The 20,368-nt window shown below is 65.0% G+C and carries 17 protein-coding genes; 9 read left to right on the forward strand and 8 right to left on the reverse strand.

Annotation, left to right across the window (positions count from 1 at the left end):
- The first annotated feature begins 84 nt into the window (after positions 1-84).
- Both BN2476_RS08160 and BN2476_RS08165 read left to right on the forward strand, forming a co-directional pair.
- A complete protein-coding gene (locus BN2476_RS08160) occupies positions 85-2,451 on the forward strand; it encodes a UvrD-helicase domain-containing protein (protein ID WP_087733645.1) in 2,367 nt (788 codons plus the stop codon).
- Positions 2,448-3,236 carry a 5'-methylthioadenosine/adenosylhomocysteine nucleosidase gene (locus BN2476_RS08165; RefSeq protein WP_087733646.1) on the forward strand — a complete coding sequence of 263 codons (789 nt, stop codon included), beginning with the start codon at positions 2,448-2,450 and terminating at the stop codon, positions 3,234-3,236. Before BN2476_RS08160 ends, BN2476_RS08165 begins: the two co-directional genes overlap by 4 nt.
- A 29-nt stretch (positions 3,237-3,265) precedes the next feature.
- Here the strand turns inward: BN2476_RS08165 and BN2476_RS08170 are convergent, their stop codons facing one another.
- Positions 3,266-5,182: a propionate--CoA ligase gene (locus tag BN2476_RS08170; protein WP_087733647.1), complete on the reverse strand. Its 1,917-nt coding sequence runs from the start codon at positions 5,180-5,182 to the stop codon at positions 3,266-3,268.
- Positions 5,183-5,312: 130 nt separating this feature from the next.
- On the opposite strand from BN2476_RS08170, the gene BN2476_RS45375 reads away from it, so the two are divergent.
- Together BN2476_RS45375 and BN2476_RS48050 are read left to right on the forward strand one after the other, a co-directional pair.
- Positions 5,313-5,624, forward strand: a complete 312-nt coding sequence (locus BN2476_RS45375; RefSeq protein WP_143810919.1) for a hypothetical protein — start codon at positions 5,313-5,315, stop codon at positions 5,622-5,624.
- The gene (locus BN2476_RS48050; protein ID WP_235850756.1) at positions 5,621-5,788 is read left to right on the forward strand and encodes a hypothetical protein; all 168 of its coding nucleotides are present in this window, start codon (positions 5,621-5,623) and stop codon (positions 5,786-5,788) included. Before BN2476_RS45375 ends, BN2476_RS48050 begins: the two co-directional genes overlap by 4 nt.
- 313 nt (positions 5,789-6,101) lie before the next feature.
- Here the strand turns inward: BN2476_RS48050 and BN2476_RS08185 are convergent, their stop codons facing one another.
- On the reverse strand, positions 6,102-7,367 hold the full coding sequence (locus BN2476_RS08185; RefSeq protein WP_087733649.1) for an MFS transporter: 1,266 nt from the start codon (positions 7,365-7,367) through the stop codon (positions 6,102-6,104).
- Between the two features lie 463 nt (positions 7,368-7,830).
- On the opposite strand from BN2476_RS08185, the gene BN2476_RS08190 reads away from it, so the two are divergent.
- From BN2476_RS08190 to BN2476_RS08200, 3 genes are all read left to right on the forward strand, one after another.
- Positions 7,831-9,501 carry a methyl-accepting chemotaxis protein gene (locus BN2476_RS08190; protein WP_087733650.1) on the forward strand — a complete coding sequence of 557 codons (1,671 nt, stop codon included), beginning with the start codon at positions 7,831-7,833 and terminating at the stop codon, positions 9,499-9,501.
- Positions 9,502-9,679: 178 nt separating this feature from the next.
- Complete coding sequence (locus tag BN2476_RS08195; protein WP_087733651.1) at positions 9,680-10,747, forward strand: type IV toxin-antitoxin system AbiEi family antitoxin; 1,068 nt, start codon at positions 9,680-9,682, stop codon at positions 10,745-10,747.
- On the forward strand, positions 10,740-11,609 hold the full coding sequence (locus BN2476_RS08200; RefSeq protein ID WP_087733652.1) for a nucleotidyl transferase AbiEii/AbiGii toxin family protein: 870 nt from the start codon (positions 10,740-10,742) through the stop codon (positions 11,607-11,609). The genes BN2476_RS08195 and BN2476_RS08200 overlap by 8 nt, the downstream gene beginning before the upstream one ends.
- 11 nt (positions 11,610-11,620) lie before the next feature.
- Here the strand turns inward: BN2476_RS08200 and BN2476_RS08205 are convergent, their stop codons facing one another.
- From BN2476_RS08205 to BN2476_RS08220, 4 genes are read right to left on the reverse strand one after another with little or no spacing between them, the layout of a single operon-like run.
- Positions 11,621-12,484, reverse strand: coding sequence for an efflux RND transporter periplasmic adaptor subunit (locus BN2476_RS08205; RefSeq protein ID WP_087733653.1), 864 nt, complete (start codon positions 12,482-12,484; stop codon positions 11,621-11,623).
- Between the two features lie 13 nt (positions 12,485-12,497).
- Positions 12,498-12,698, reverse strand: a complete 201-nt coding sequence (locus BN2476_RS08210) for a DUF1656 domain-containing protein (RefSeq protein WP_087733654.1) — start codon at positions 12,696-12,698, stop codon at positions 12,498-12,500.
- Complete coding sequence (locus BN2476_RS08215; protein WP_087733655.1) at positions 12,688-14,919, reverse strand: FUSC family protein; 2,232 nt, start codon at positions 14,917-14,919, stop codon at positions 12,688-12,690. The genes BN2476_RS08210 and BN2476_RS08215 overlap by 11 nt, the downstream gene beginning before the upstream one ends.
- 15 nt (positions 14,920-14,934) lie before the next feature.
- Positions 14,935-16,536: an efflux transporter outer membrane subunit gene (locus BN2476_RS08220; protein WP_235850757.1), complete on the reverse strand. Its 1,602-nt coding sequence runs from the start codon at positions 16,534-16,536 to the stop codon at positions 14,935-14,937.
- A 161-nt stretch (positions 16,537-16,697) separates the two neighbouring features.
- On the opposite strand from BN2476_RS08220, the gene BN2476_RS08225 reads away from it, so the two are divergent.
- Positions 16,698-17,636, forward strand: coding sequence for a LysR family transcriptional regulator (locus BN2476_RS08225; RefSeq protein WP_087733656.1), 939 nt, complete (start codon positions 16,698-16,700; stop codon positions 17,634-17,636).
- 180 nt (positions 17,637-17,816) lie between these two features.
- On the forward strand, positions 17,817-17,975 hold the full coding sequence (locus tag BN2476_RS47175) for a hypothetical protein (protein WP_162849236.1): 159 nt from the start codon (positions 17,817-17,819) through the stop codon (positions 17,973-17,975).
- A 41-nt stretch (positions 17,976-18,016) separates the two neighbouring features.
- Here the strand turns inward: BN2476_RS47175 and BN2476_RS08230 are convergent, their stop codons facing one another.
- Both BN2476_RS08230 and BN2476_RS08235 read right to left on the reverse strand, forming a co-directional pair.
- Positions 18,017-18,868: a metallophosphoesterase gene (locus BN2476_RS08230; protein ID WP_087733657.1), complete on the reverse strand. Its 852-nt coding sequence runs from the start codon at positions 18,866-18,868 to the stop codon at positions 18,017-18,019.
- A gap of 27 nt (positions 18,869-18,895) precedes the next feature.
- Positions 18,896-20,323 (reverse strand): FAD-binding oxidoreductase, encoded by a 1,428-nt coding sequence (locus BN2476_RS08235; RefSeq protein ID WP_087733658.1) that lies wholly within the window; start codon positions 20,321-20,323, stop codon positions 18,896-18,898.
- Between the last annotated feature and the right edge of the window lie 45 nt (positions 20,324-20,368).

Genomic DNA, 20,368 nt, shown 5'->3' on the forward strand with positions numbered 1-20,368 from the left:
GCGTCAGCGGCGCACCAGGCTCCGGGCGTCGCGGTCTTATAATGACGGACCACCCGCCGCAATCGTAGTTTCTTCTCGTCATCCATGCCCGAACTGCTCGCGAACCTGAACCCCGAACAACACGCCGCCGTCACGCTGCCGAACGAACCGGCGCTCATTCTGGCGGGGGCAGGCAGCGGCAAGACACGCGTGCTGATCACGCGGATCGCGTGGCTGATTCAGCACGGTCTCGCGACGCCTGCGACCCTGCTCGGCGTCACCTTCACGAACAAGGCCGCGCGCGAAATGATGTCGCGCCTGTCGGCGCTGTTGCCGATCGATACGCGCGGCATGTGGATCGGCACATTCCACGGTCTGTGCAACCGGATGCTGCGCGCGCATCACCGCGACGCGGGCCTGCCGCAGACGTTCCAGATTCTCGACACGTCGGATCAGCTCTCGGCGATCAAGCGCCTGATGAAGGGCCTGAATATCGATGACGAGAAATATCCGGCGAAGAACCTGCAGTACTTCATCAACAACGCGAAGGAGCAGGGGCTGCGTCCGAAGGATGTCGACGCTTCCGACAACTTCAACCGCAAGTTCGTCGAACTGTACGAAGCGTACGACCAGCAATGCCAGCGCGAAGGCGTCGTCGATTTTCCGGAACTGCTGTTGCGCTGCTACGAACTGCTGTCGTACAACCCGCCGCTGCGCGCGCACTATCAGGCGCGCTTCCGCCACATTCTCGTCGACGAGTTCCAGGACACGAACAAGCTGCAATACGCGTGGCTGAAGCTGCTCGCGGGCGAGCACAACGCGATCTTCGCGGTCGGCGACGACGACCAGTCGATCTACGCGTTTCGCGGCGCGAACGTCGGCAACATGCGCGACTTCGAGCACGAGTTCAAGGTCAGGCATCTGATCAAGCTCGAGCAGAACTACCGTTCGCATGGCCATATTCTCGATGCGGCGAACCAGCTGATCGCGCACAACGCGCGGCGTCTCGGCAAGAACCTGCGAACGGATGCGGGCCATGGCGAACCCGTGCGCGTCTACGAAGCCGCGACGGATTCGCAGGAAGCAGGCTGGATCGTCGAAGAGATTCGCGCGCTGATCAACACGGGCCTGTCGCGCAGCGAGATCGCCGTGCTGTATCGAAGCAACGCGCAGTCGCGCACGATCGAACATACGCTCGTGAACGTCGGCATTCCGTATCGCGTGTATGGCGGCCTGCGATTCTTCGAGCGCCAGGAAGTGAAGCACGCGCTTGCGTATCTGCGCCTGATCGACAACCCGAACGACGACACCGCGTTCGCGCGCGTCGTCAATTTCCCGGCGCGCGGCATCGGCGCGCGCTCGATCGAACAGCTGGCGGACGCGTCGCGCCTGTACAACTGCTCGATGGCGGCGGCGATTCCATACGTGACGGGCAAGGCGGGCACGAGCCTCGGCGGATTCGCGAACCTGATTGCGAGGATGCGCGCCGAAACGGCGCAGATGAGCCTGCCTGAAACGGTCGAGCACGTGGTGCGCGCAAGCGGGCTGTCCGAGTTCTATCAGAACGAGCGCGAAGGGCAGGAGCGGCTGGAGAACCTGCAGGAACTGGTGAACGCGGCCACGGCCTTCGTCAGCGAGGAAGGCTACGGGCTTGACACGCCCGCGCGCTCGATTCCGCTGCGTCCGGGCGCGACGGCCTCACCGGAGCTCGTGGTCGCAACCGACGATCCCGGCGTCGACGTGCTCGGCGCCGCGAATCCCGCCGACCCCGCGCAGAACCCGGACACGATGACGCCGCTCGCAGGCTTCCTGTCGCACGCGTCGCTCGAAGCGGGCGACAACCAGGCGCAGGCCGGCCAGGAAGCGGTGCAACTGATGACGGTGCACGCGGCGAAGGGCCTCGAATTCACCGCGGTCTTCATCACCGGTCTCGAAGAGGGGCTCTTTCCGCATGAGAACAGCGCGATCGAAGCGGACGGGCTCGAAGAAGAGCGACGCCTGATGTACGTCGCGATCACGCGCGCGAAGGAGCGCCTGTATCTGTCGTTCGCGCAGAGCCGGATGCTGCATGGTCAGACGCGCTACAACATCCGCTCGCGTTTCTTCGACGAACTGCCGCAAGAGACGCTCAAGTGGCTCACGCCGAAAGTCGAAGCGGGCGCGCGCTGGGGCGGCCGCTCCGACAACGCAGGCTGGGGACGCGACTGGTTCGCGCGGCCCGACCGTCAGCAAGGTTATGGCGGCGGCGCATCGACGGCATCGAGCGCGCCGCTGCCCGCGTTCGCGAACCAGCAACGCGCGGCGGAAGCGGGCTTCCGGATCGGCCAGCAGGTGTTCCACACCAAGTTCGGCGAAGGCACGATCACGGCGCTCGAAGGCGGCGGCGCAGACGCGAAGGCGCAGGTCAAGTTCAAGCGGCACGGCGAGAAATGGCTCGCGCTGGCCGTTGCAAAGCTGCAGGCGGTCGAATGAGCGCGCTGGCTTTCGAAGCGACGGTTCCGCGCCGTCCGCTCGCCGTGATGGCGGCGCTGCCCCAGGAACTCGGCGATCTCGTCGCGGCGATGCGCGCTGAAGGCGCCGTCGAAACCGTCACGCACGGCAAGCGCGACTATCACATCGGCACGGTGCACGGCGCGCCGTGCGTCGTGACGCTTGCGCGCGTCGGCAAGGTCGCGGCGGCCGCCACCGTAAGCGCGCTGATTCATGCGTTCGATGTCGAAGCCGTCCTGTTCACGGGCGTCGCGGGCGGCGTCGGGCGGGCGGTGCGGATCGGCGATATCGTCGTGGCCGAATCGCTGATGCAACACGATATGGATGCGTCGCCGCTGTTTCCACGCTTCGAGGTGCCGCTGCTCGGCATGTCGCGCTTCGCCGCCGATGCGCCTTTGACGACCGAGCTGGCGGCCGCGTGCGAGCATTTCATCGACGAAGAGGGCGCCGCGCTGTCGCAGCGTTTCCTGACCGAGGCGCTGCCGACCGTGCATCGCGGCCTGATCATCAGCGGCGACCAGTTCGTTGCGAGCGCGACTTCCGTCGATCTGCTGCGCGCCGCGTTGCCCGACGCGCTCGCCGTCGAGATGGAAGGCGCGGCGATCGCGCAAGTCTGCTACGAATACGGCGTGCCGTGCGCGATCGTGCGAACGATTTCCGACACCGCGGACGCGCATGCGCCCACGTCGTTCGTGTCGTTCCTCACCGAGATCGCGGGCACGTATTCGAGCGGGATTCTCAGGCGGTTTCTCTCGGCTCGCGGTTAACAAAACCCGAGCCGTCTTTCTCGCGACGCTCAGCCTCCCCGCACGCTAAATCCACCGAGGACGACGGCATCGCGGATCTGCTGCAACGCCGACGGATCTTCGATCGTCGGCAGATCGCCCGGGTCGCGGCCTTCGGCGAGCGCCGCAATCGCGCGGCGCAGCAGCTTGCCGGAGCGCGTCTTCGGCAGCATCGATACGAGCACGACATGAGCCGGCCGCGCGATCGCGCCGAGATGGCGATCGACGGTCGCGCACAGCTCGGCTGAGAGCTTCGCGCGCGCATCGTCGGACTCGTACGCGGGCGCATCGCGTACGACGACGAACGCAATCGCGGCCTGTCCCTTCACCTGATCCGTTACGCCGACAACGGCGACTTCCGCGACAGCCTTGTGGCTCGACAAGGCCTCTTCGATTTCGCGCGTGCCGAGGCGATGGCCCGCGACGTTGATCACGTCGTCGGTGCGGCCGAGGATCGTCACGTAGCCGTCCTCGTCCTGAATGCCCCAGTCGAACGTCGAGTACACCTGCTGGTTCGGCACGCTTTCCCAGTACGTCTTCACGAAGCGCGTGTCGTCGCCCCATACCGTCGACATGCAGCCGGGCGGCAGCGGATAGCCGAGCGTGATCACGCCTTTCTCGCCCGTCGCGCAGGGCTCGCCCGTGTGCTCGTTGCGCAGCGTCAGGTTATAGCCGTAGCAGGGCACGCCAGGCGAGCCGAGCTTTTGCGGCAGCGCCTCGACGCCGCGCTGGATCGCGAGAATCGGCCAGCCGGTTTCCGTCTGCCAGAAGTTGTCGACGACGGGCTTGCCGAGCGAATCGGCGATCCATGCGGCCGTCGGTTCGTCGAGCGGCTCGCCTGCCAGGAAGAGCGTGCGCAGGCTCGACAGATCGGCCTGCTTCAGCAATGCCGGGTCCTGCTTCTTGAGCACGCGGATCGCGGTCGGCGCGGTGAACATCAGGTTGATCTTGTACTGCTCGACGAGCCGCCACCAGATGCCGCCGTCGGGACGGATCGGCGTGCCTTCGTACATCACGGTCGTGAGGCCCGCGATCAGCGGCGCGTAGACGATATAGCTGTGGCCGACCACCCAGCCGACGTCGGACGCCGTGAACATTGTGTCGCCGGCCTTGCCTTCGAAGATGTATTCCATCGATGACGCGAGCGCCACCGCATAGCCGCCGACATCGCGCTGCACGCCCTTCGGCTTGCCCGTCGTGCCCGACGTGTACAGCACATACGAAGGTTCCGTCGATTCGAGCCATTCGCATTGCACGTGCGCATTGAAGAACTGCTCGCGCAGCGGCTCGTACGCGACGAGATAGGGCGCGTTGAGCTTCTCGGGCGTGAGTTGCCGGTCGATCAGCAGCACCTTCGGCGTCTTGTGCGTCGCGCGCGCCAGCGCTTCGTCGACGAGCGGCGTGTAGTCGATCACCTTGCCTGCGCGCGCGCCGGCGTCGGCCGTCACGATTAGCACGGGCTTCGCGTCGTCGATGCGCGCGGCGAGATTCGGCGCGGCGAAGCCGCCGAACACGACCGAGTGGATCGCGCCGAGCCGCGCGCACGCGAGCATCGCGAACACGGCTTCGGGAATCATGGGCAGATAGATCAGCACGCGGTCGCTGCGCCCGACGCCGAGCGAGCGCATCACGGCCGCCATCCGGTTCACTTCCGCGTGCAGGTCGGCATACGTGTAGCGACGCTCGATGCCCGTTTCCGTCGACACGTAGATCAGCGCGTTCTGCTGCGCGCGCTGCGCGAGATGCCGGTCGACCGCATTGTGGCAGAGGTTCGTCCGTCCGCCGACGAACCAGCGCGCAAACGGCGGATTCGAGCGGTCGAGCACGGTATCGAACGGCGTTTCCCAATGGATGCGCCGCGCTTCGTCGCGCCAGAAGTCTTCGGGGGCCTCGATCGAGCGGCGGTGGAATTCGCGGTAGGTGGTCATCGGCGGCGATCCTTCGGACTGCGTGGGTGAGCGGGCGAATGAACGGCTGTGGGGGTGACACGGCTGGCCTGTACGTGCGTACGTCCGCAGGATAGAGCAGCCATGCCTTGGCGGACAACGCGGGTTCTCCATGAGCGCTTCAAACTATGCAATGGCCGTCGCGCCCGTTACAGAATGGGCGCGGGTATTTCGGCTCGGCGGAATTCCCCGGTTAAAATCCCGTCGAACATCCAGCACTTTTGCATCAATGGCGCGCCAAATGATCGGCAAGGGCAAGACAGGCAAAATTCATGGAATCGAGGTCAAGCCGCGCGACCACGTTCAGGAGCCGACGGTGCAGATACTGACGGCGTCTGCCACTGATCGAAGCGAATTGCTGCGCGCGGCGAAGAAGGTCTACGAACAGCACAAGGATGTCATCCGCGCACTGGCGAATCGATGAAGCTCGACCCGGATCTGGTCGTCCTGATTCACGACTTCATTCTTCAGAACGAGCCCGGCCTGGCGGGCATCAACAGGGGCGCTCTTGAGGGCGCCCTTGGTCGTATTGAGAGTCGTCGCTATTACCAGGAGCTCGACGACATCTTCGAAATTGCGGGAATGTAAGCGGAAGCGATAGCGAGAGGGCATGCGTTTTCCGACGCGAACAAGAGTACTGCGCTTGTTTCAGCGCTCTCCTATCTGTGGAAGGGTTTCAGGTGCAGCGTACGCCCGCGTTGGAGGAGGTCATGGTCGATGTGGCACAGGGCGCGCTCGACTATCCCGACCTCGCGAATATCTTCGCTACGCTTGCGCAGCCTGTTCCGACGATGACCAATTTGATGCCACCTGCAAACGACTGAGCCGCAACTTCCGGCGGCACGCGTGTTGCGTTGGCCACGCACACCGGTTTCTGGGTGTGCGTGGCAGTCCGCGCCCACTAGCCCTTCACCCGCTTCCCCTCGATATCCGGCAGAAACACCGTGAGGATGCCCAGCAGCGGCAGGAACGAGCAGACCTTGTACACATACGCGATGCTCGTCGAGTCGGCGAGCTGGCCGAGCACTGCAGCGCCGATGCCGCCCAGGCCGAACGCAAAGCCAAAGAACAATCCGGCCACCATGCCGACCTTGCCCGGAATCAGCTCCTGCGCGTAGACGAGGATCGCCGAGAACGCCGACGCGAGCACGATGCCGATGATCACCGTCAGCACGCCCGTCCAGAACAGGTTCGCGTACGGCAGTAGCAGCGTGAACGGCGCGACACCGAGAATCGATACCCAGATCACATACTTGCGGCCGATCCGGTCGCCGACGGGGCCGCCGATCACCGTGCCCGCCGCGACGGCCGCGAGGAACACGAACAGATGCACCTGCGCGGCCTGCACGGGCACGTGGAACCTGTCGATCAGATAGAACGTGAAGTAGCTGTTGATGCTCGTCAGGTAGAAGTACTTCGAGAACACCAGCAGCACGAGGATGCCCATCGCGAACGCAACCTTGCCGCGCGAGAGCGTCGCGTGCGGAACGTGGCCCGCGCGCGCTTTCTTCGTCGCTGGATGCTGCTTGTACCAGCGGCCGATGTGCGTGAGCACGAAAATGCCGACGAGCGCCGCCGCCGAGAACCACGCGATGCTGCGCTGTCCGTGCGGAATCACGATCAGCGCGGCGAGCAGCGGCCCGAGCGACGAGCCCGCGTTGCCGCCCACCTGGAACAGCGACTGCGCGAGACCATGCTTGCCGCCCGACGCCATCCGCGCGACGCGCGACGACTCCGGATGGAATACCGACGACCCGCAGCCGACCAGCGCCGCGGCGACGAGCAGCACGCCGAAATTCGGCGCGACCGACATCAGCAGCAAGCCCGACAGCGTGAAGCCCATGCCGACGGGCAGCGAGTAAGGCTTCGGATGTTTGTCCGTATAGATGCCGACGAGCGGCTGCAGCAGCGACGCCGTGATCTGATAGGTGAGCGTGATCAGGCCGATCTGTCCGAACGACAGCGAGAAGTTGTCCTTCAGCATCGGATAGATCGCGAGGATCAACGACTGGATCATGTCGTTCATCAGATGCGAGAAGCTGATCGCGCCGAGAATCGAATAGACGGTGCGCGCCTGCGGCTTGCCTGCCGCGGCGGAAGCTGAAGCGGTGGCGCCGGAAGCGCCGGCGGCGCCAGCCAGGGCGCCTTTGTCGAGGCTGGATTCCATGTGGTCGGTCTGGAGAGAGTGACTCGGGATGCCAGCGCCGGCGGTCGGGGGGAACCGTCGGTGGCGGCTGATGTTTTTAGCGTTTGATGAAGTGTAGTGTGTCTCCCGCCAATTGTCCGGCCAAGTTTTGTCGCGAATCGGACGCGCAATGCGGGTGAGGATGCATGCTTCCGGTGCGGGCGGCTTCCGTGGAGCACTATCGCGGAGCGCCATTCAAGGCGCCGATACTGGCATCAGCCGATGAGCGAGGTCTTCGCAAAGCGTCGGAAAGCGCGCCGGGCGAATTTTGACCGTGTATAAATCCGGCGCGGCGCGCGGCCCACGAAGCGGCGCGCCGGGGACCGGGGGATGCGGGACGGCGGGCCTCAAGAACACCGCCGACGATGCCGTCAACCCGGAGAGATAAGAAGGCATGCCGGAACCGACCTTTCCGGCTGTTGTTAGTCATGTGGGGGCAGGAAATATGAAAGCAGTTTCGCTGGGTGGCCAGCCGGGCGTGGGGTTCGCACCGGATGGCGAAGCGGCGGGTGGGCCGGCGCGTTCGGGGCAGCGGGCAGCGGGTGGCAAGCCGCGCGGATGGTCCGTGAAGACGACGTTGCGCTTCGCCTTTGCCGTGCTGCTCGTCGGCACACTGGCGATCGGCGTGTTCTCGCTGACGCAGATCAGCCGGCTCAACGGCCAGATGCGCTCGATCTACGAGCAGGGCCACGTCGCGAGCCGGGCCGCCGAGGAAGCGCGCGGCTACCTGCTGCGCGCGAGCCGCGCCCAGAAGATGCTGCTGACGGCGACGACCGCGAAGGAACGCGACGAGCTCGGCGCCGACATCGACAAGGGCCTGGCGGGTCTGTCGGCCGAACTCGACACGCTCCAGCAATATGCCGATTCCGCCGACGTCGCCGCGCAGCAGAAGAAGTTCGCCGACGCGATCGGCGCCTGGAGCGGACATCTGCGCGATTTCGTGACGCTCGTGAAGGCGCAGCCGCTCGACCTGTCGCAGATGAACTGGCAGGTCGGCACGCAGGATGTGTCGCTGCTCGTCGAGACGGGCAAGCTCGAAAAGCTCGTCGACGAACTCGTCGCGCAGCGCGGCAAGGCGGCGAAGGCGACCATCGACGCGTCGTCGTTCATCTATCAATCCTCGTTCGTGATGATGGCCGTGATGACGGTCGCGCTGATCGTGCTCGCGTTCGTGATCAGCGAATGGGTGGTGCGGCGTCTCGCGCGCCAGCTGGGCGGCGAGCCTGTGTACGCGAAGGAGATCGCGAGCCGCATCGCGGCGGGCGATCTGTCGAACGACATCGTGCTCGGCAAGCGTGACAAGTCGAGCATGCTGTTCGCGTTGCGCGACATGCAGGACGGCCTTTCGTCGACGGTCGCGCATATCGCGGCGAGCGCGGAGGCGATTGCGTCCGCATCGGGTGAGATTTCGATGGGCAATCTCGATCTGTCGCAGCGTACCGAGCAGCAGGCGATGGCGCTCGAGCGCACGGCGAGCAGCATGGAAGAGCTGACGTCGACGGTGCGTCAGAACGCGGACAACGCGAAGCAGGCGCGCACGCTGGCCGACAATGCATCGGCGATCGCGGAGAAGGGCGGCGAAGTGGTGAGCCGCGTCGTGTCGACGATGGGCGAGATCAACGACAGCGCGAAGAGCATCGGCGACATCATCGGCGTGATCGAAGGGATCGCGTTCCAGACGAACATCCTCGCGCTCAATGCCGCCGTCGAAGCGGCGCGCGCCGGCGAAGAAGGCCGCGGGTTCTCGGTGGTGGCGGGCGAAGTGCGCAACCTCGCGCAGCGCAGCGCCGCCGCGGCGAAGGAGATCAAGGGCTTGATCAGCACGTCGGTCGAGCGCGCGAGCAACGGCTCGCAGCTTGCGCAGGACGCGGGGCAGACGATGGACGAAGTCGTCAAGGCCGTGAAGCGCGTCACCGACATCATGGGGGAAATCTCAGCGGCTTCTGCCGAGCAGAGTTCCGGAATTGAAGAGATTAATCTCGCCGTTTCGCAAATGGATGCGGGAACCCAGCAGAATGCCGCGCTCGTCGAGCAGGCGACGGCGGCGGCTCGGGCGCTCGATGATCAGGCGCAGGCGTTGAAGGCGGCGGTGGCGAAGTTTTCACTGCGGGAGTGACGCCGAAGCGGTGTGTACGGAAAAAACACAGGGTATGATTTTTTCGTACAGAGTCAGAAAAACATACAAGTAATTTTAAATATATTTTCTTTTCAATGAGCTACATCCGTTTTGTACGATTTCTTGACTCTGTACGATTTTTTCGTACACTACTCAGAAATCGTACAAAAGGTGCCGGATGATTTCGCGACCCGACGTTCTGTCGATAACAGGGCAGCAAATTCTGGCTGGAGCGTGTAGTGCGTTCCAGTCCTCGACGCGCATTTACAAGGCTAAACCGGTTGCCGCCTCCAGAATCAGCCTGGAGGCCGACGGCGCCATCCAGTTCGATATTGACGGCAAGAAGCTGGTGATGCCCGTTCATGTGGCATCCCGTGCCAACCGCGCCAACGTTCTTCTCGTCTCCGGCCGCCTGCAATCCGCCAGTGTCGACGGCCGTCCGCTCATGCTGGTCGCGCCCTATGTCGATCCCGACCTCGCGATGGATCTGATCGATCGCAACATCCCCTTTCTCGATGCGGTCGGTAACACGTTCATCCGCGAGCCCGAGGCCACGATCATGATCGTGGGTCGCCCTCGACTGACATGGTCGCCTGGCACACAGACTTCCCGGTCCACGACCAGCAAAGGCTTGCAGGTCATGTTCGCGCTTGCCACGCAACCGGGTCTCGCGAGCGAGCCATACCGCAAGGTCGCGGAAGCTTCCGGCGCGGCCTTGAGCACGGTGAATCAGGTCGTCGACGATCTGCTGGCGCGTGGTCTGCTCGTCACGCGCCGAAACGGCGAGCGGATATTCCCTGACTGGCGGAAATATGTCGATGAATGGGTGAGCCTGTACCCGACGCGCCTGAGGCCGAAGCTGGCATTGTCGACGTACACGGCCACGTCGCCGGACTGGTGGCGTGCGTTCGACTTCCTCAAGTTCGACGCCCGGCTTGGCGGCGAGGCCGCGGCGGATCTCGTCACGCAACAGCTCAAGGCTGCTCGTGTGACGATCTACGCACGTCAGAACCCGGGTGCGGACTTCCTGAAGGAGGCGCGGCTGCGCCCGAGTCCCGACGGCGAAGTGGAGGTTCTTGCATCCTTCTGGCGCGAACCGGCCGATTATGGGTGGGACACGTCGCCGTCACTCCCCGTCGTGCATCCATTGCTTGTGTACGCCGATCTGATCGCGTCAGGAGATAGCCGGAATCTGTCCGTCGCGAAACAGCTGTACGAGCGCTACATCGGAAATCTTCATGCTTAGAGTCAGCGAAGAACGTCCCATGCACCCCGCGACTTCGGCGCTGCTCAGGCGAGTCTGCGAAGCGACGAAGCGCTTGGGCACGCCGTTCGTCGTAGCGGGGGCAACGGCGCGCGACATCGTTCTCTGGCATGTGTACGGCATTCGAGCCGGGCGAGCCACGCGAGACGTCGATGTGGCCGTCTGCGCAGTCAGCTGGGCATCGTACGAGGTGCTGATCGGCGAACTCGTGAACGTGGAGGGCTTCCGTCAGGACCCTCGCGCTCCGCAGCGCCTGTTGTTCGCGCACGCCGACACGGGCATGACGATCCCGCTCGACCTGGTGCCTTTCGGCGACATCGAAGTCCCGAAGGGTTCGATCGCGTGGCCGCCCGAGGGGGAGTTCGTCCTCACCGTGCTCGGCTTCAGCGAGGCCGTCGACACGGCGTCCCAGATCGAGATCGACGCCGGCCTGGTGGTGCCCGTCGTCACGCTCCCGGCACTGACGCTGCTGAAACTGCTGGCCTGGGAAGACCGCAGACGACAGGAAAACAAGGACGCCTCCGACCTGCTGCTCATTCTGCGAAGTTATCTGTGGGCGGGTAACGAAGAGCGCGTGTGGACCGAGGCAGCCGATCTGATGGAAGCCTATGCGTTTAACGACTCGACCGCTTCATGCGCCCTGCTCGGACGCGATGCGCGCAATCTTGCGTTGCCGTCGACGCGTGACAAGATTCGCTCGCTGCTCGGTGACGAACGCACCTACCAGACGCTTGTGAGAGACCTCCTGGCACGCGCGGCCGCCGTGCCATTCGAAGAGGGCTTTGCAGACAAGCTGGAGACAGACGTCGAGGCGTTCCGTGACGGTTTCATGGCCGAGCCTTGAAGGGGCATGGCTCACAAGGAAGGGGTCACCACCACGGTACAGGTCGTTCCCGCGGAAAGCAGCACACCGTCCGGCACGGAATCGATCTTCACCCGCACGGGCACGCGCTGCGCCAGCCTTACCCAGTTGAACGTCGGATTCACATCGGCCAGCAATTCACGGCTTTCCGGATTGTCCCGGTCGTAAATCCCTCGCGAGATGCTCTCGACGTGGCCTTTCAGCGTGCCGCCGCTCATCAGCCGGATATCGGCCTTGTCGCCGACCTTCACGTGAGGCAGCTTCGTCTCCTCGAAGTATCCATAGACCCAGAACGAGTGGCTATCGACGATGGCGAGCTTCGCTGATCCCGCAACCGCATAGTCGCCGCGATAGACGTTCAGGTTGGTGACGTAACCATCGACGGGCGACACGACGCGAGTCCGCTCGAGGTTGAGCTTCGCCGCATCGAGCGCGGCGAGCGCCTGCTGATACTGCGCCTCGGCGGCCGTTGCGGTGTGCGTCGCGTTCTCGCGGCTTTCCTTCGATACGACGAGGCTGTCCATATCCGCGCGACGCTGTGCATCGTCACGGCGCATCTGCAACTCGGCCTTGCGCGCGGCGACGGCCGCCTGGGCCTGCTCGACGGCGATCTGATAGTGCGACGGATCGATCTGCATCAGCAGGTCGCCCTTGTGCACGAACTGGTTGTCGCGCACCGGCAACTCGACGACGGCGCCCGACACGTCGGGCGCGATGTTCACGACCTCGGCGCGCACGCGGCCGTCGCGCGTCCACGGCTCGTCCATGTAGTGCACCCACAGCGTACGCCCGATCAAGATCGCGATGATGAACACAACGAGCGTCGCGATAAACCCAATGATGTTTCTGATAGTCATGATTCGACTCTGGTCAACGATAAACGGCGAGGCCCAATACGCCGCACACACACACGAGCAGGCTCGCGCGGAACAGGGACGGGTGCCATACGACGCGATACACGCCCGTATAGGCGATCACGCGGTCCAGCACCCACGTGATCGCGGCGCCCGCAATGAACAGCAGCACGATCGCGGGCATGTACGCGTCGAGGACGGCGATCTCACGTGGCATGGCGAACTCCTTGTGACGCGTCGCCGCTCGCGTCTGCATCGGTGCCGAGTTGCCCCAGCGGCGATTGCGGATCGAGCAGCGCGCTTCGGATGAAATGCAGATGACTCAAGATGCGTTGCAACTGATGACGCTCTTCGCGCGGTGGCTTGAACGTCGCGAGCGTCTGCTGGACGGCGGCGATCGCATCGGCCGTCGCGGCGAGCGCGTGGTCGAGGCGCTCGGGGCGCGGCCGCGCGAAGAGACGCGCAATTGCGTCGCACGTCGCGCGCAGCGTCACGCGCCACGGCATCGACGGCCCGTAGCGCGCATCGCGCGGCAGCGTCGCGATTTCGCTGCGCAAGTCGATCGCCGCGTTGCCGGTTTCCAGCACCGCGAACATCCAGCGCATCGTGTCGCGCTTCACGTCGGGCTCGTTCGGCGCGAGCGCGTTGATCTGGTGCATCAGGTCGCGCGTGCCGCTCTCGAAGCGCGTGCGCAGACGCCAAAGACGTTCCCACCGGGGCCCGATGTGACCACGGCACGCGAGCACCACCTGAGCGCGCAGGTCGTTCAGCAGACGGTTGCGCAGCCATGGCGTCGACGGCGGCAACAGCACGGCGAACGCGATCGACGCGACCAGCATCGAGATCACGAGCGCGAGCGCATCGTTGATGACGCTGCTCGGGTCGTAATGAATCACGTTGTCGGGGCCCGCAAGGTAGCAGAAGAAAATGCAATAGCCGACGCCATAGCCGGCCAGCTTCGGGCGCGTCGTCATCCACACGCCGAGCGCGAGGAATGGCGTGAGCGCCACGCACAGCAGCGGAAAGCCGTCGATATGCGGATAGATGCCGAACGTCAGCACCATCGCCAGCAGCGACGACAGCGTCGTGCCGGCCGCCATCTGGAACACGGTGCGCGTCGGATTCGGCGACGACGACGCGAGCGCGCAGACGGCGGCCGCGTCCAGCGTGAGCGTCGCGCCGCTCGGCCAGGCGGTGGCGATCCAGAAGGCGCCGAGTATCGACATCACGATCGCCGCGCGCAGACCCGCGACGCCCGCCGCGATGCCATTCGTCTTCGGCTCGTAGCGCTCGATCCAGCGCTCGCGTTCATGCGTCGCGACGGCGAGCGACGCGTAGGTCGCCGCATACGCGTGCAGATCGTCGACGAAGCGGTACAGCAGTTCCGCGCCCGTGTCGAAATCGAGCAAGGGCACATCGGCGTCGCCTTCGAGTTCGGCGCGCGTCGCCCGCACGCGCTTCGGCAGTTCGGCCTTGTAGGTTTCGAGCTGCGCGGCGGCGTGCGCGGCGTCGGCGGCCGTGAGCACGGGCTCGCCCGATTTGCTCAGCAACGGCGCGATCTCGCGGAAGTACGGTTCGAGCGCGGCCACGGCAGCCGTCGCACCCGCCGCGCGCAGTCGGTTCATCAGCTGATGCAGCGCGTGAAAGCGCGTCGATGCCGTCATGAACTCGCTGTTCAGACGCGACAGGCGGCCGTTGCGCATCCGCGAATCGGGGCTCTCGAACACGGCGACGCTGCGCACGGCTTCGAAGCCCACGATGTCGGCGACGAACTTCGCATTGGTGTCCTCGATGCGCGCGCGATCGGCCTTGCCCGACAGCGCCGCGCACACATAGTCGACGAACGACGAGAAGCGCGCGCGCACCGTGCCGCGCATCTGCTCGCCCGCGTGCTCCGGAAACACGAGCGCGCTCACGACGCCCGAACAGATGATGCCGACCACGACTTCCGCGACCCGCGTGAGCGCCGTCATGAACGCGCCATCGGGATGCTGCGAGGCGGGAATGCCGATCAGCGCCGCCGTGTAGCCCGCCAGCACGAAGCCGTACGAGCGGAAGTTGCGGTTGCGCGCAGCGCCCGCCGTGCAGATGCCGACCCAGATCGCCGTCGACACGATGAAAAGTTCCGGCTGCTGCGCGAACAGGCCGATCAGCGCGAGCATCACGACGAGACCGATCAGCGTGCCGCAGATCCGGTAGAAGCTCTTGGCGAACACCATCCCGCTTTGCGGCTGCATCACGATGAAAACGGTCGTCATCGCGGTGCGCGGCTGCGGCAGGTCGAGCTTCATCGCGATGCCTAGCGCGAGGAAACACGCGGCGAGCGCCTTCAAGAGGTAGATCCACGTGCGGCCGTCGGTGCGCGCCCAGTCGACGAACGCGGCGTAGAGCACGCCGGGCGCCTGGGGCGTGCGGGAAACAGAATGGTTGGTGGACATCGGCGGCTTCTCCCGTTAGCGGACGGCGGACGCGCCCGTCGTCGCGCCATTCGATGCACCCTTCAATGCACCCTTCGACCCGTCAGCCGTGGAGGCGGCCTTGCCGTCCGCTGTCCTGTCCTTGCCCTTGCCCTTGCCGTGCGCGGGCAGCACGTCCTTTTCCGTCGGGCCATCGGCGGGATCGATCAGGCCGCCGCCGAGCGCGGTGACGAGCGTCGCGTGCGCCGACAGCTGCTCGGCCTGCACCTTCGCGACGCCTTCCTGCGCGCGCAACAATTGCGTCTGCGCGATCAGCACGTTCACGTAGTCGGTCAGGCCGCGCCGGTAGCCTTCGCGCGCGAGCTGGTAGCTCTTGCTCGCCGTCGCGACGGAACGCTGCGCGTCCTTCAGCTGCGTATCGAGCGAGCGCATGCGCACGACCTCGTCGGCGATTTCCTTGAGCGCGGTGACGATCGTCTGGTTGTATTGCTCGACGGCCACGTCGTAGCCCGCCGATGCCGCGCCCAGTTGCGAGCGCAGACGTCCTCCCGTGAAGATGGGCAGCGACAGCGCGGGGCCCGCCGTCCAGCCGCCCGACGCCGACTTCAGAAAGCCGAACAGCGGCCCCATCGCCGCATAGCCGCCGACGGACGCGAGCAGGTCGATGTTCGGATAGAAGTCGGCCTTCGCGACGTCGATGCCGCGTGCCTGCGCGGCGACCGTCCAGCGCGCGGCGACGATGTCGGGGCGATGGCCGATCAGCTCGGCGGGCAGCGTCGACGGCAGGCCGGCGAACGCGGATAGCGACAGCTGCGGGCGCGTGATCGAGTCGCCCGCGCCGGGACCCTTGCCCGCGAGCGCGGCAAGCTGGTTGCGGCCGAGTGCGATCGATTCCTCGATCGCGTCGATCTGGCGTTCGTATTCGGGCAGCGGCGCTTCCGCCTGCGCCACTTCGAGCTGCGTGCCGATGCTGCCCTTCAGACGGCGGTTCGCCAGCGCGGCGACCTGCTGCTGCTGTTCGAGCGTCGACTTCGCGATATCGAGCAGCGCGTAGTTCAGCGACATCCCGATATAGGCGCGCACGATGTTCGATTCGAGTTCGAGCCGCGCGGCGCGGTATTCGGCGGCGCGGGCGTGCGCGACATCGAGTGCCTGTTCGGCGGCGTTCTTGTCCTTGCCCCACAGGTCGAGGTGGTACGACAGGCCGAGTTCGGCCGTGTTGTTCCACGATTCCTGGCCGGCGAGCGGCCCGGGGCCGTAAAAGACGTTGTCCGGCCATTGCTTGCGCTGGATCTGCATGCCGCCGTTGACCTGCGGCAGCAGCGCGGACTTGGCGACGCCCGCCATCGACTGCGCCTCGCGCACGCGTGCCTGCGCGGCGGCGAGTGACGGATTGCCCGCCTGCGCCGCTTCGATCCACGCGTTCAGCTGCGGATCGTTATAGGCGCGCCACCAGTCGGCGGCGGGCCATTGGGCGTCGGCATTGGCGGCGCGGATCGCGGCGCCGGCGTCGAGCGTGGCGGGATCGGTGCGGGCGGATTCGGGAGCAATGTGCCCAGTGCTCGCACAGCCGGCGATTATCAACGAGATCGTAAGAACCGACAGTGCGGCGATCCCTTTTCTTACCGGAAACTGCACGATTTGCTCTCCAAGAGACTATATAACTTAGGGTGTCATTATATTTTTCGGATAATTAAGGAATAACCCGTAAGGGCGCAACGCATACTTACGGAGAATGAGATAATCGTCTTTCCAAATCGTGCAACAATCCATCTGTACACAGAGACTGGATTCGAATTATGGATACGCTTCAGAACATGCGCGTATTTGTCCGCGTCGTCGAAGCGGGCAGCTTTACGGGCGCGGCACAGCACCTCAACACGACGACGGCCTATGCGTCGCGTGCCGTATCCGATCTGGAGGCGCATCTGCGCACGCGTCTGTTGAACCGCACGACGCGCCGCATCGCGCTGACGGAAGCGGGCGAGCGCTATCTGCAGCGCTGCGAGCAGATCCTCGCGTACGTCGATCAGGCGGAAGCGGAAGCCAGCGACGCGCACGCGCGTCCCTCCGGCAAGCTGAAAGTCCATGCGATGACGAGCTTCGGCCAGCACTACGTGGTGCCCGCCGTCGGCCGCTATCAGCAGCGTTATCCGGACGTCCATCTCGAACTGACGCTCGCGCAGCGCATGCCCGATCTGCTCGACGAAGGCTATGACGTCGCGCTCGTGCTCGCGCAGAGCCTGCCGGACTCGGGGCTCGTGTCACAGCGCCTCGGCAGCGCGTTCAGCATCGCGTGCGCATCGCCCGATTATCTGGAGCGCAACGGCGTGCCGCAGACGCTTGCCGATCTGCGCGGCCATACCTGCCTGCAGATGATCACGCCTGTCATGCCCGCCGACGAATGGACGTTCGACGGTCCGAACGGCCAGGAAACGCTGCATCTCGGCGCGACCACGTTCCAGATCAACGTCGCGGAAGCGATGGCCGTGGCTGTGCGCGAAGGGATGGGCGTCGCGGTGCTGCCGATCTATTCGGCGATTGCGGGCTTGCGCAGCGGCCAGCTCGTGTGGATTCTCCCCGAGTACATCTCGCAGGAGATGAACGTGTACGCGCTGTATCCGTCGCGGCAGTATCTGGACGCGAAGATCCGCACGTGGGTCGAATTCCTGCGCGACGAACTGCCCGCGACGCTTGCCGCCGATCAGGCCGAACTGCGCAAATTCGCGCGGACGTAAAACCGGCTGGCCGCGGCCATGCGATGTACTGCGTGATGCAGCAAAGACCTTTGACGCTCTGTTACATCCCGCCGTTGCGCCGCAACACTTCCTTACTTCCTCGCGGCAGCGGGTTTGCTAACGTTTCGTCAAGGCCGAGATCTTCCGGCACGCAGGCACATCTGAAACGAAGAGGAAATCATGGATACGCATCTGATGATCGGCGTCGCCGTCATGCTCGGACTGATTGGAATCGCGGCGTCGCGCGACATTCTCAGACGGCTGCGGCCGCAGCCGCGGCTTGCGCCCGTGCGTGCCGATCAGTCCGCGCAGCGCCGGCGCGATGCCAGCAGCATGTAGTCGGCAGATAACAGACCTTTAGGCAGTTTTCAGGCAGACCTTCAGAGTTCCACGACCTTGTCCCACGCGAACTCGGTGTTTTCGCGCTGACGCGTGCGGCGGTCGATATAGCCGCGCGGATTGCAGACAACGCGCGTGCCGTTCTCCACGTAATCGAAGGCCGTGTGCGTGTGTCCGTGGACCCACAGCGCGACAGGCGCGCGCACGAGCGACGGCAGGTGATTCACGAAGCCCGCCGAAACGCGATCGTCCGCGTAACGCTCGGCGAGACTGCGCCGATGCGGCGCGTGATGCGTGACGACGATCGTCTTGCCGTCGAACGGTTTGGCCAGTTCCGCTTCGAGCCACGCGCGCGCCTGCCGATGAAGCGCGAGCGTGTCGGCGGCGGTCAGGTTGCGCGGCGTGTTGTCCTGTACGCCGTTCTCGCGGCGCGGGGCCGGCGCATCGTCGGCATCGCTGCCCGCCGTCCACGTCACCTGAATCAATCCCCGATAGTCGAGCATCACGCGCTCGGCGGCCGCGATCGATGTTGCGCGCGAGTCTTCATCGGCGCCATACAGGTCGAAGTCGGTCCACAGCGTCGTGCCGAGCACACGCCAGCCGCCATCCGGATCGACGAGCGTCGCGTTGTTGAGGAAGTGCACGTTGTCGACGCTCGCGGCCGCGTCGTGCATCGCCGCTTCGAGCGCGCCGAACTCGCCGTCGTAATACTCGTGATTGCCCGGCACGTAGACGACGGGTACCGTGCCGTCGAATGTTTCAGCAGCCCAGCGCAACCCTTCGGCGTGGTTGTGAATATCGCCTGCCAGCACGACGAGATCGGCGTTGGCATGCGGGATCACTTCCGGCTCGTCGCACTCGAGATGCAGGTCGGACAGCACGCGAATCTTCATAAACGCCTCTCGTCGATACCGATGCCGTTAGCGTAGCACCTTGCCGGGATTCATCAGGTTGAGCGGATCGAATGCTGTTTTCAGTGTCTTCATCAGACGCACTTCGACGTCCGACTTGTAATGCGCGGCTTCGTCGATTTTCAGCTGTCCGACTCCGTGCTCCGCGCTGATGCTGCCGCGATGCCGATGCACGCTGTCGTAGACGATCTGATTCATCGTGCTCTGGTACTGGGCAAGAAACGCTTTCGCATCGACGCCTTCCGGCGCCTGCACGTTGTAGTGCAGATTGCCGTCGCCGAGATGGCCGAACGTGACCATGCGCGCGCCCGGCACGGCCTTCGCGATCGCGGCGTCGGTTTCGTCGATGAAGTGGCCGATGCGCGAAATCGGCACGGCGATATCGTGCTTGATGTTCAATCCTTCTTCGGCCTGCGCAAGGGGAATGTGCTCGCGCAGATTCCAGAATGCCTTCGACTGCGCGAGATTTTCCGCGACGATGGCATCTTCGACGAGATTGTCTTCGAGCGCCGTTTCCATCAGCCGCTCGAAGAGGGCGCGCGCGTGCTCCTCGCTCTCGCTGTCCGACAGTTCGAGCAGCACGATCTGCGCGTGCCGTTGCGCGAACGGATAGCGCATCTGCGGGAAATGCTTGCCCACGAGTTGCAGGCAGAAATCCGACATCAGCTCGAAGCCCGTCAGCAGCGGCCCGGCGTGACGCTGCGCGAGCGACAGAAAATCCAGCGCGGCATGCGGCGACGGCAGCGCGGCGAGCGCGGTCACGCGCGCGGCCGGTTGCGGATGCAGCTTCATCACGGCAGCCGTGATGATGCCGAGCGTGCCTTCCGCGCCGATGAAGAGATCGCGCAGATCGTAGCCCGTATTGTCCTTGCGCAGTCCGCGCAGCCCGTCCCACAGCTCGCCTTGCGGCGTCACCACTTCGAGGCCGAGACACAGCTCGCGTGTGTTGCCGTAGCGCAGCACGCCCGTGCCGCCCGCGTTCGTGGACAGATTGCCGCCGATCGAGCAACTGCCTTCCGCCGCGAGGCTCAGCGGGAACAGGCGTCCCGCCGCTTCGGCGCGCGCCTGCATGTCCGCGAGCACGACACCCGCTTCGACGGTGATCGTGTTGTTGTGCGGATCGACGTCGCGCACGCGGTTCAGGCGCTTGAGACTCAGCACGGCTTGTGCGCCGCTCGCATCGGGCGTGGCGCCGCCGGCGAGGCCCGTATTGCCGCCTTGCGGCACGATCGCGACGCGGTGCTCGTTCGCGAGCCGCACGAGCGCGGCGACCTCCTCAGCCGTCGACGGGCACAGCACCGCGCACGCGATGCCCGTGTAGCGGCGGCGCCAGTCGGTCAGAAAAGGCGCGGTGTCGTGCGGATCGGTGAGGACGTGCGCGGCGCCGATGGCATCGATGCACGCGGCGACGAAGGGCGAAGTAGCGGCGGAATTCATGTTGGTCGGTCAGAACGGGTAGGGCGGGGTCGGCTCGTGCGCGAA

It is taken from the genome of Paraburkholderia piptadeniae (assembly GCF_900007165.1).
Lineage (GTDB): Bacteria > Pseudomonadota > Gammaproteobacteria > Burkholderiales > Burkholderiaceae > Paraburkholderia > Paraburkholderia piptadeniae.

What these genes read in the sequence shown, in the direction of transcription:
- BN2476_RS45375 (WP_143810919.1), top strand. Translation starts at nt 5,313, where the DNA reads ATGAGCGCTTCAAACTATGCAATGGCCGTCGCGCCCGTTACAGAATGG.
- BN2476_RS08165 (WP_087733646.1), top strand. Translation starts at nt 2,448, where the DNA reads ATGAGCGCGCTGGCTTTCGAAGCGACGGTTCCGCGCCGTCCGCTCGCC.
- BN2476_RS08225 (WP_087733656.1), top strand. Translation starts at nt 16,698, where the DNA reads ATGGATACGCTTCAGAACATGCGCGTATTTGTCCGCGTCGTCGAAGCG.
- BN2476_RS47175 (WP_162849236.1), top strand. Translation starts at nt 17,817, where the DNA reads ATGGATACGCATCTGATGATCGGCGTCGCCGTCATGCTCGGACTGATT.
- BN2476_RS08235 (WP_087733658.1), bottom strand. Translation starts at nt 20,323, where the DNA reads ATGAATTCCGCCGCTACTTCGCCCTTCGTCGCCGCGTGCATCGATGCC.
- BN2476_RS08215 (WP_087733655.1), bottom strand. Translation starts at nt 14,919, where the DNA reads ATGTCCACCAACCATTCTGTTTCCCGCACGCCCCAGGCGCCCGGCGTG.
- BN2476_RS08205 (WP_087733653.1), bottom strand. Translation starts at nt 12,484, where the DNA reads ATGACTATCAGAAACATCATTGGGTTTATCGCGACGCTCGTTGTGTTC.
- BN2476_RS08230 (WP_087733657.1), bottom strand. Translation starts at nt 18,868, where the DNA reads ATGAAGATTCGCGTGCTGTCCGACCTGCATCTCGAGTGCGACGAGCCG.
- BN2476_RS48050 (WP_235850756.1), top strand. Translation starts at nt 5,621, where the DNA reads ATGAAGCTCGACCCGGATCTGGTCGTCCTGATTCACGACTTCATTCTT.
- BN2476_RS08195 (WP_087733651.1), top strand. Translation starts at nt 9,680, where the DNA reads ATGATTTCGCGACCCGACGTTCTGTCGATAACAGGGCAGCAAATTCTG.
- BN2476_RS08200 (WP_087733652.1), top strand. Translation starts at nt 10,740, where the DNA reads ATGCTTAGAGTCAGCGAAGAACGTCCCATGCACCCCGCGACTTCGGCG.
- BN2476_RS08210 (WP_087733654.1), bottom strand. Translation starts at nt 12,698, where the DNA reads ATGCCACGTGAGATCGCCGTCCTCGACGCGTACATGCCCGCGATCGTG.
- BN2476_RS08185 (WP_087733649.1), bottom strand. Translation starts at nt 7,367, where the DNA reads ATGGAATCCAGCCTCGACAAAGGCGCCCTGGCTGGCGCCGCCGGCGCT.
- BN2476_RS08190 (WP_087733650.1), top strand. Translation starts at nt 7,831, where the DNA reads ATGAAAGCAGTTTCGCTGGGTGGCCAGCCGGGCGTGGGGTTCGCACCG.
- BN2476_RS08160 (WP_087733645.1), top strand. Translation starts at nt 85, where the DNA reads ATGCCCGAACTGCTCGCGAACCTGAACCCCGAACAACACGCCGCCGTC.
- BN2476_RS08170 (WP_087733647.1), bottom strand. Translation starts at nt 5,182, where the DNA reads ATGACCACCTACCGCGAATTCCACCGCCGCTCGATCGAGGCCCCCGAA.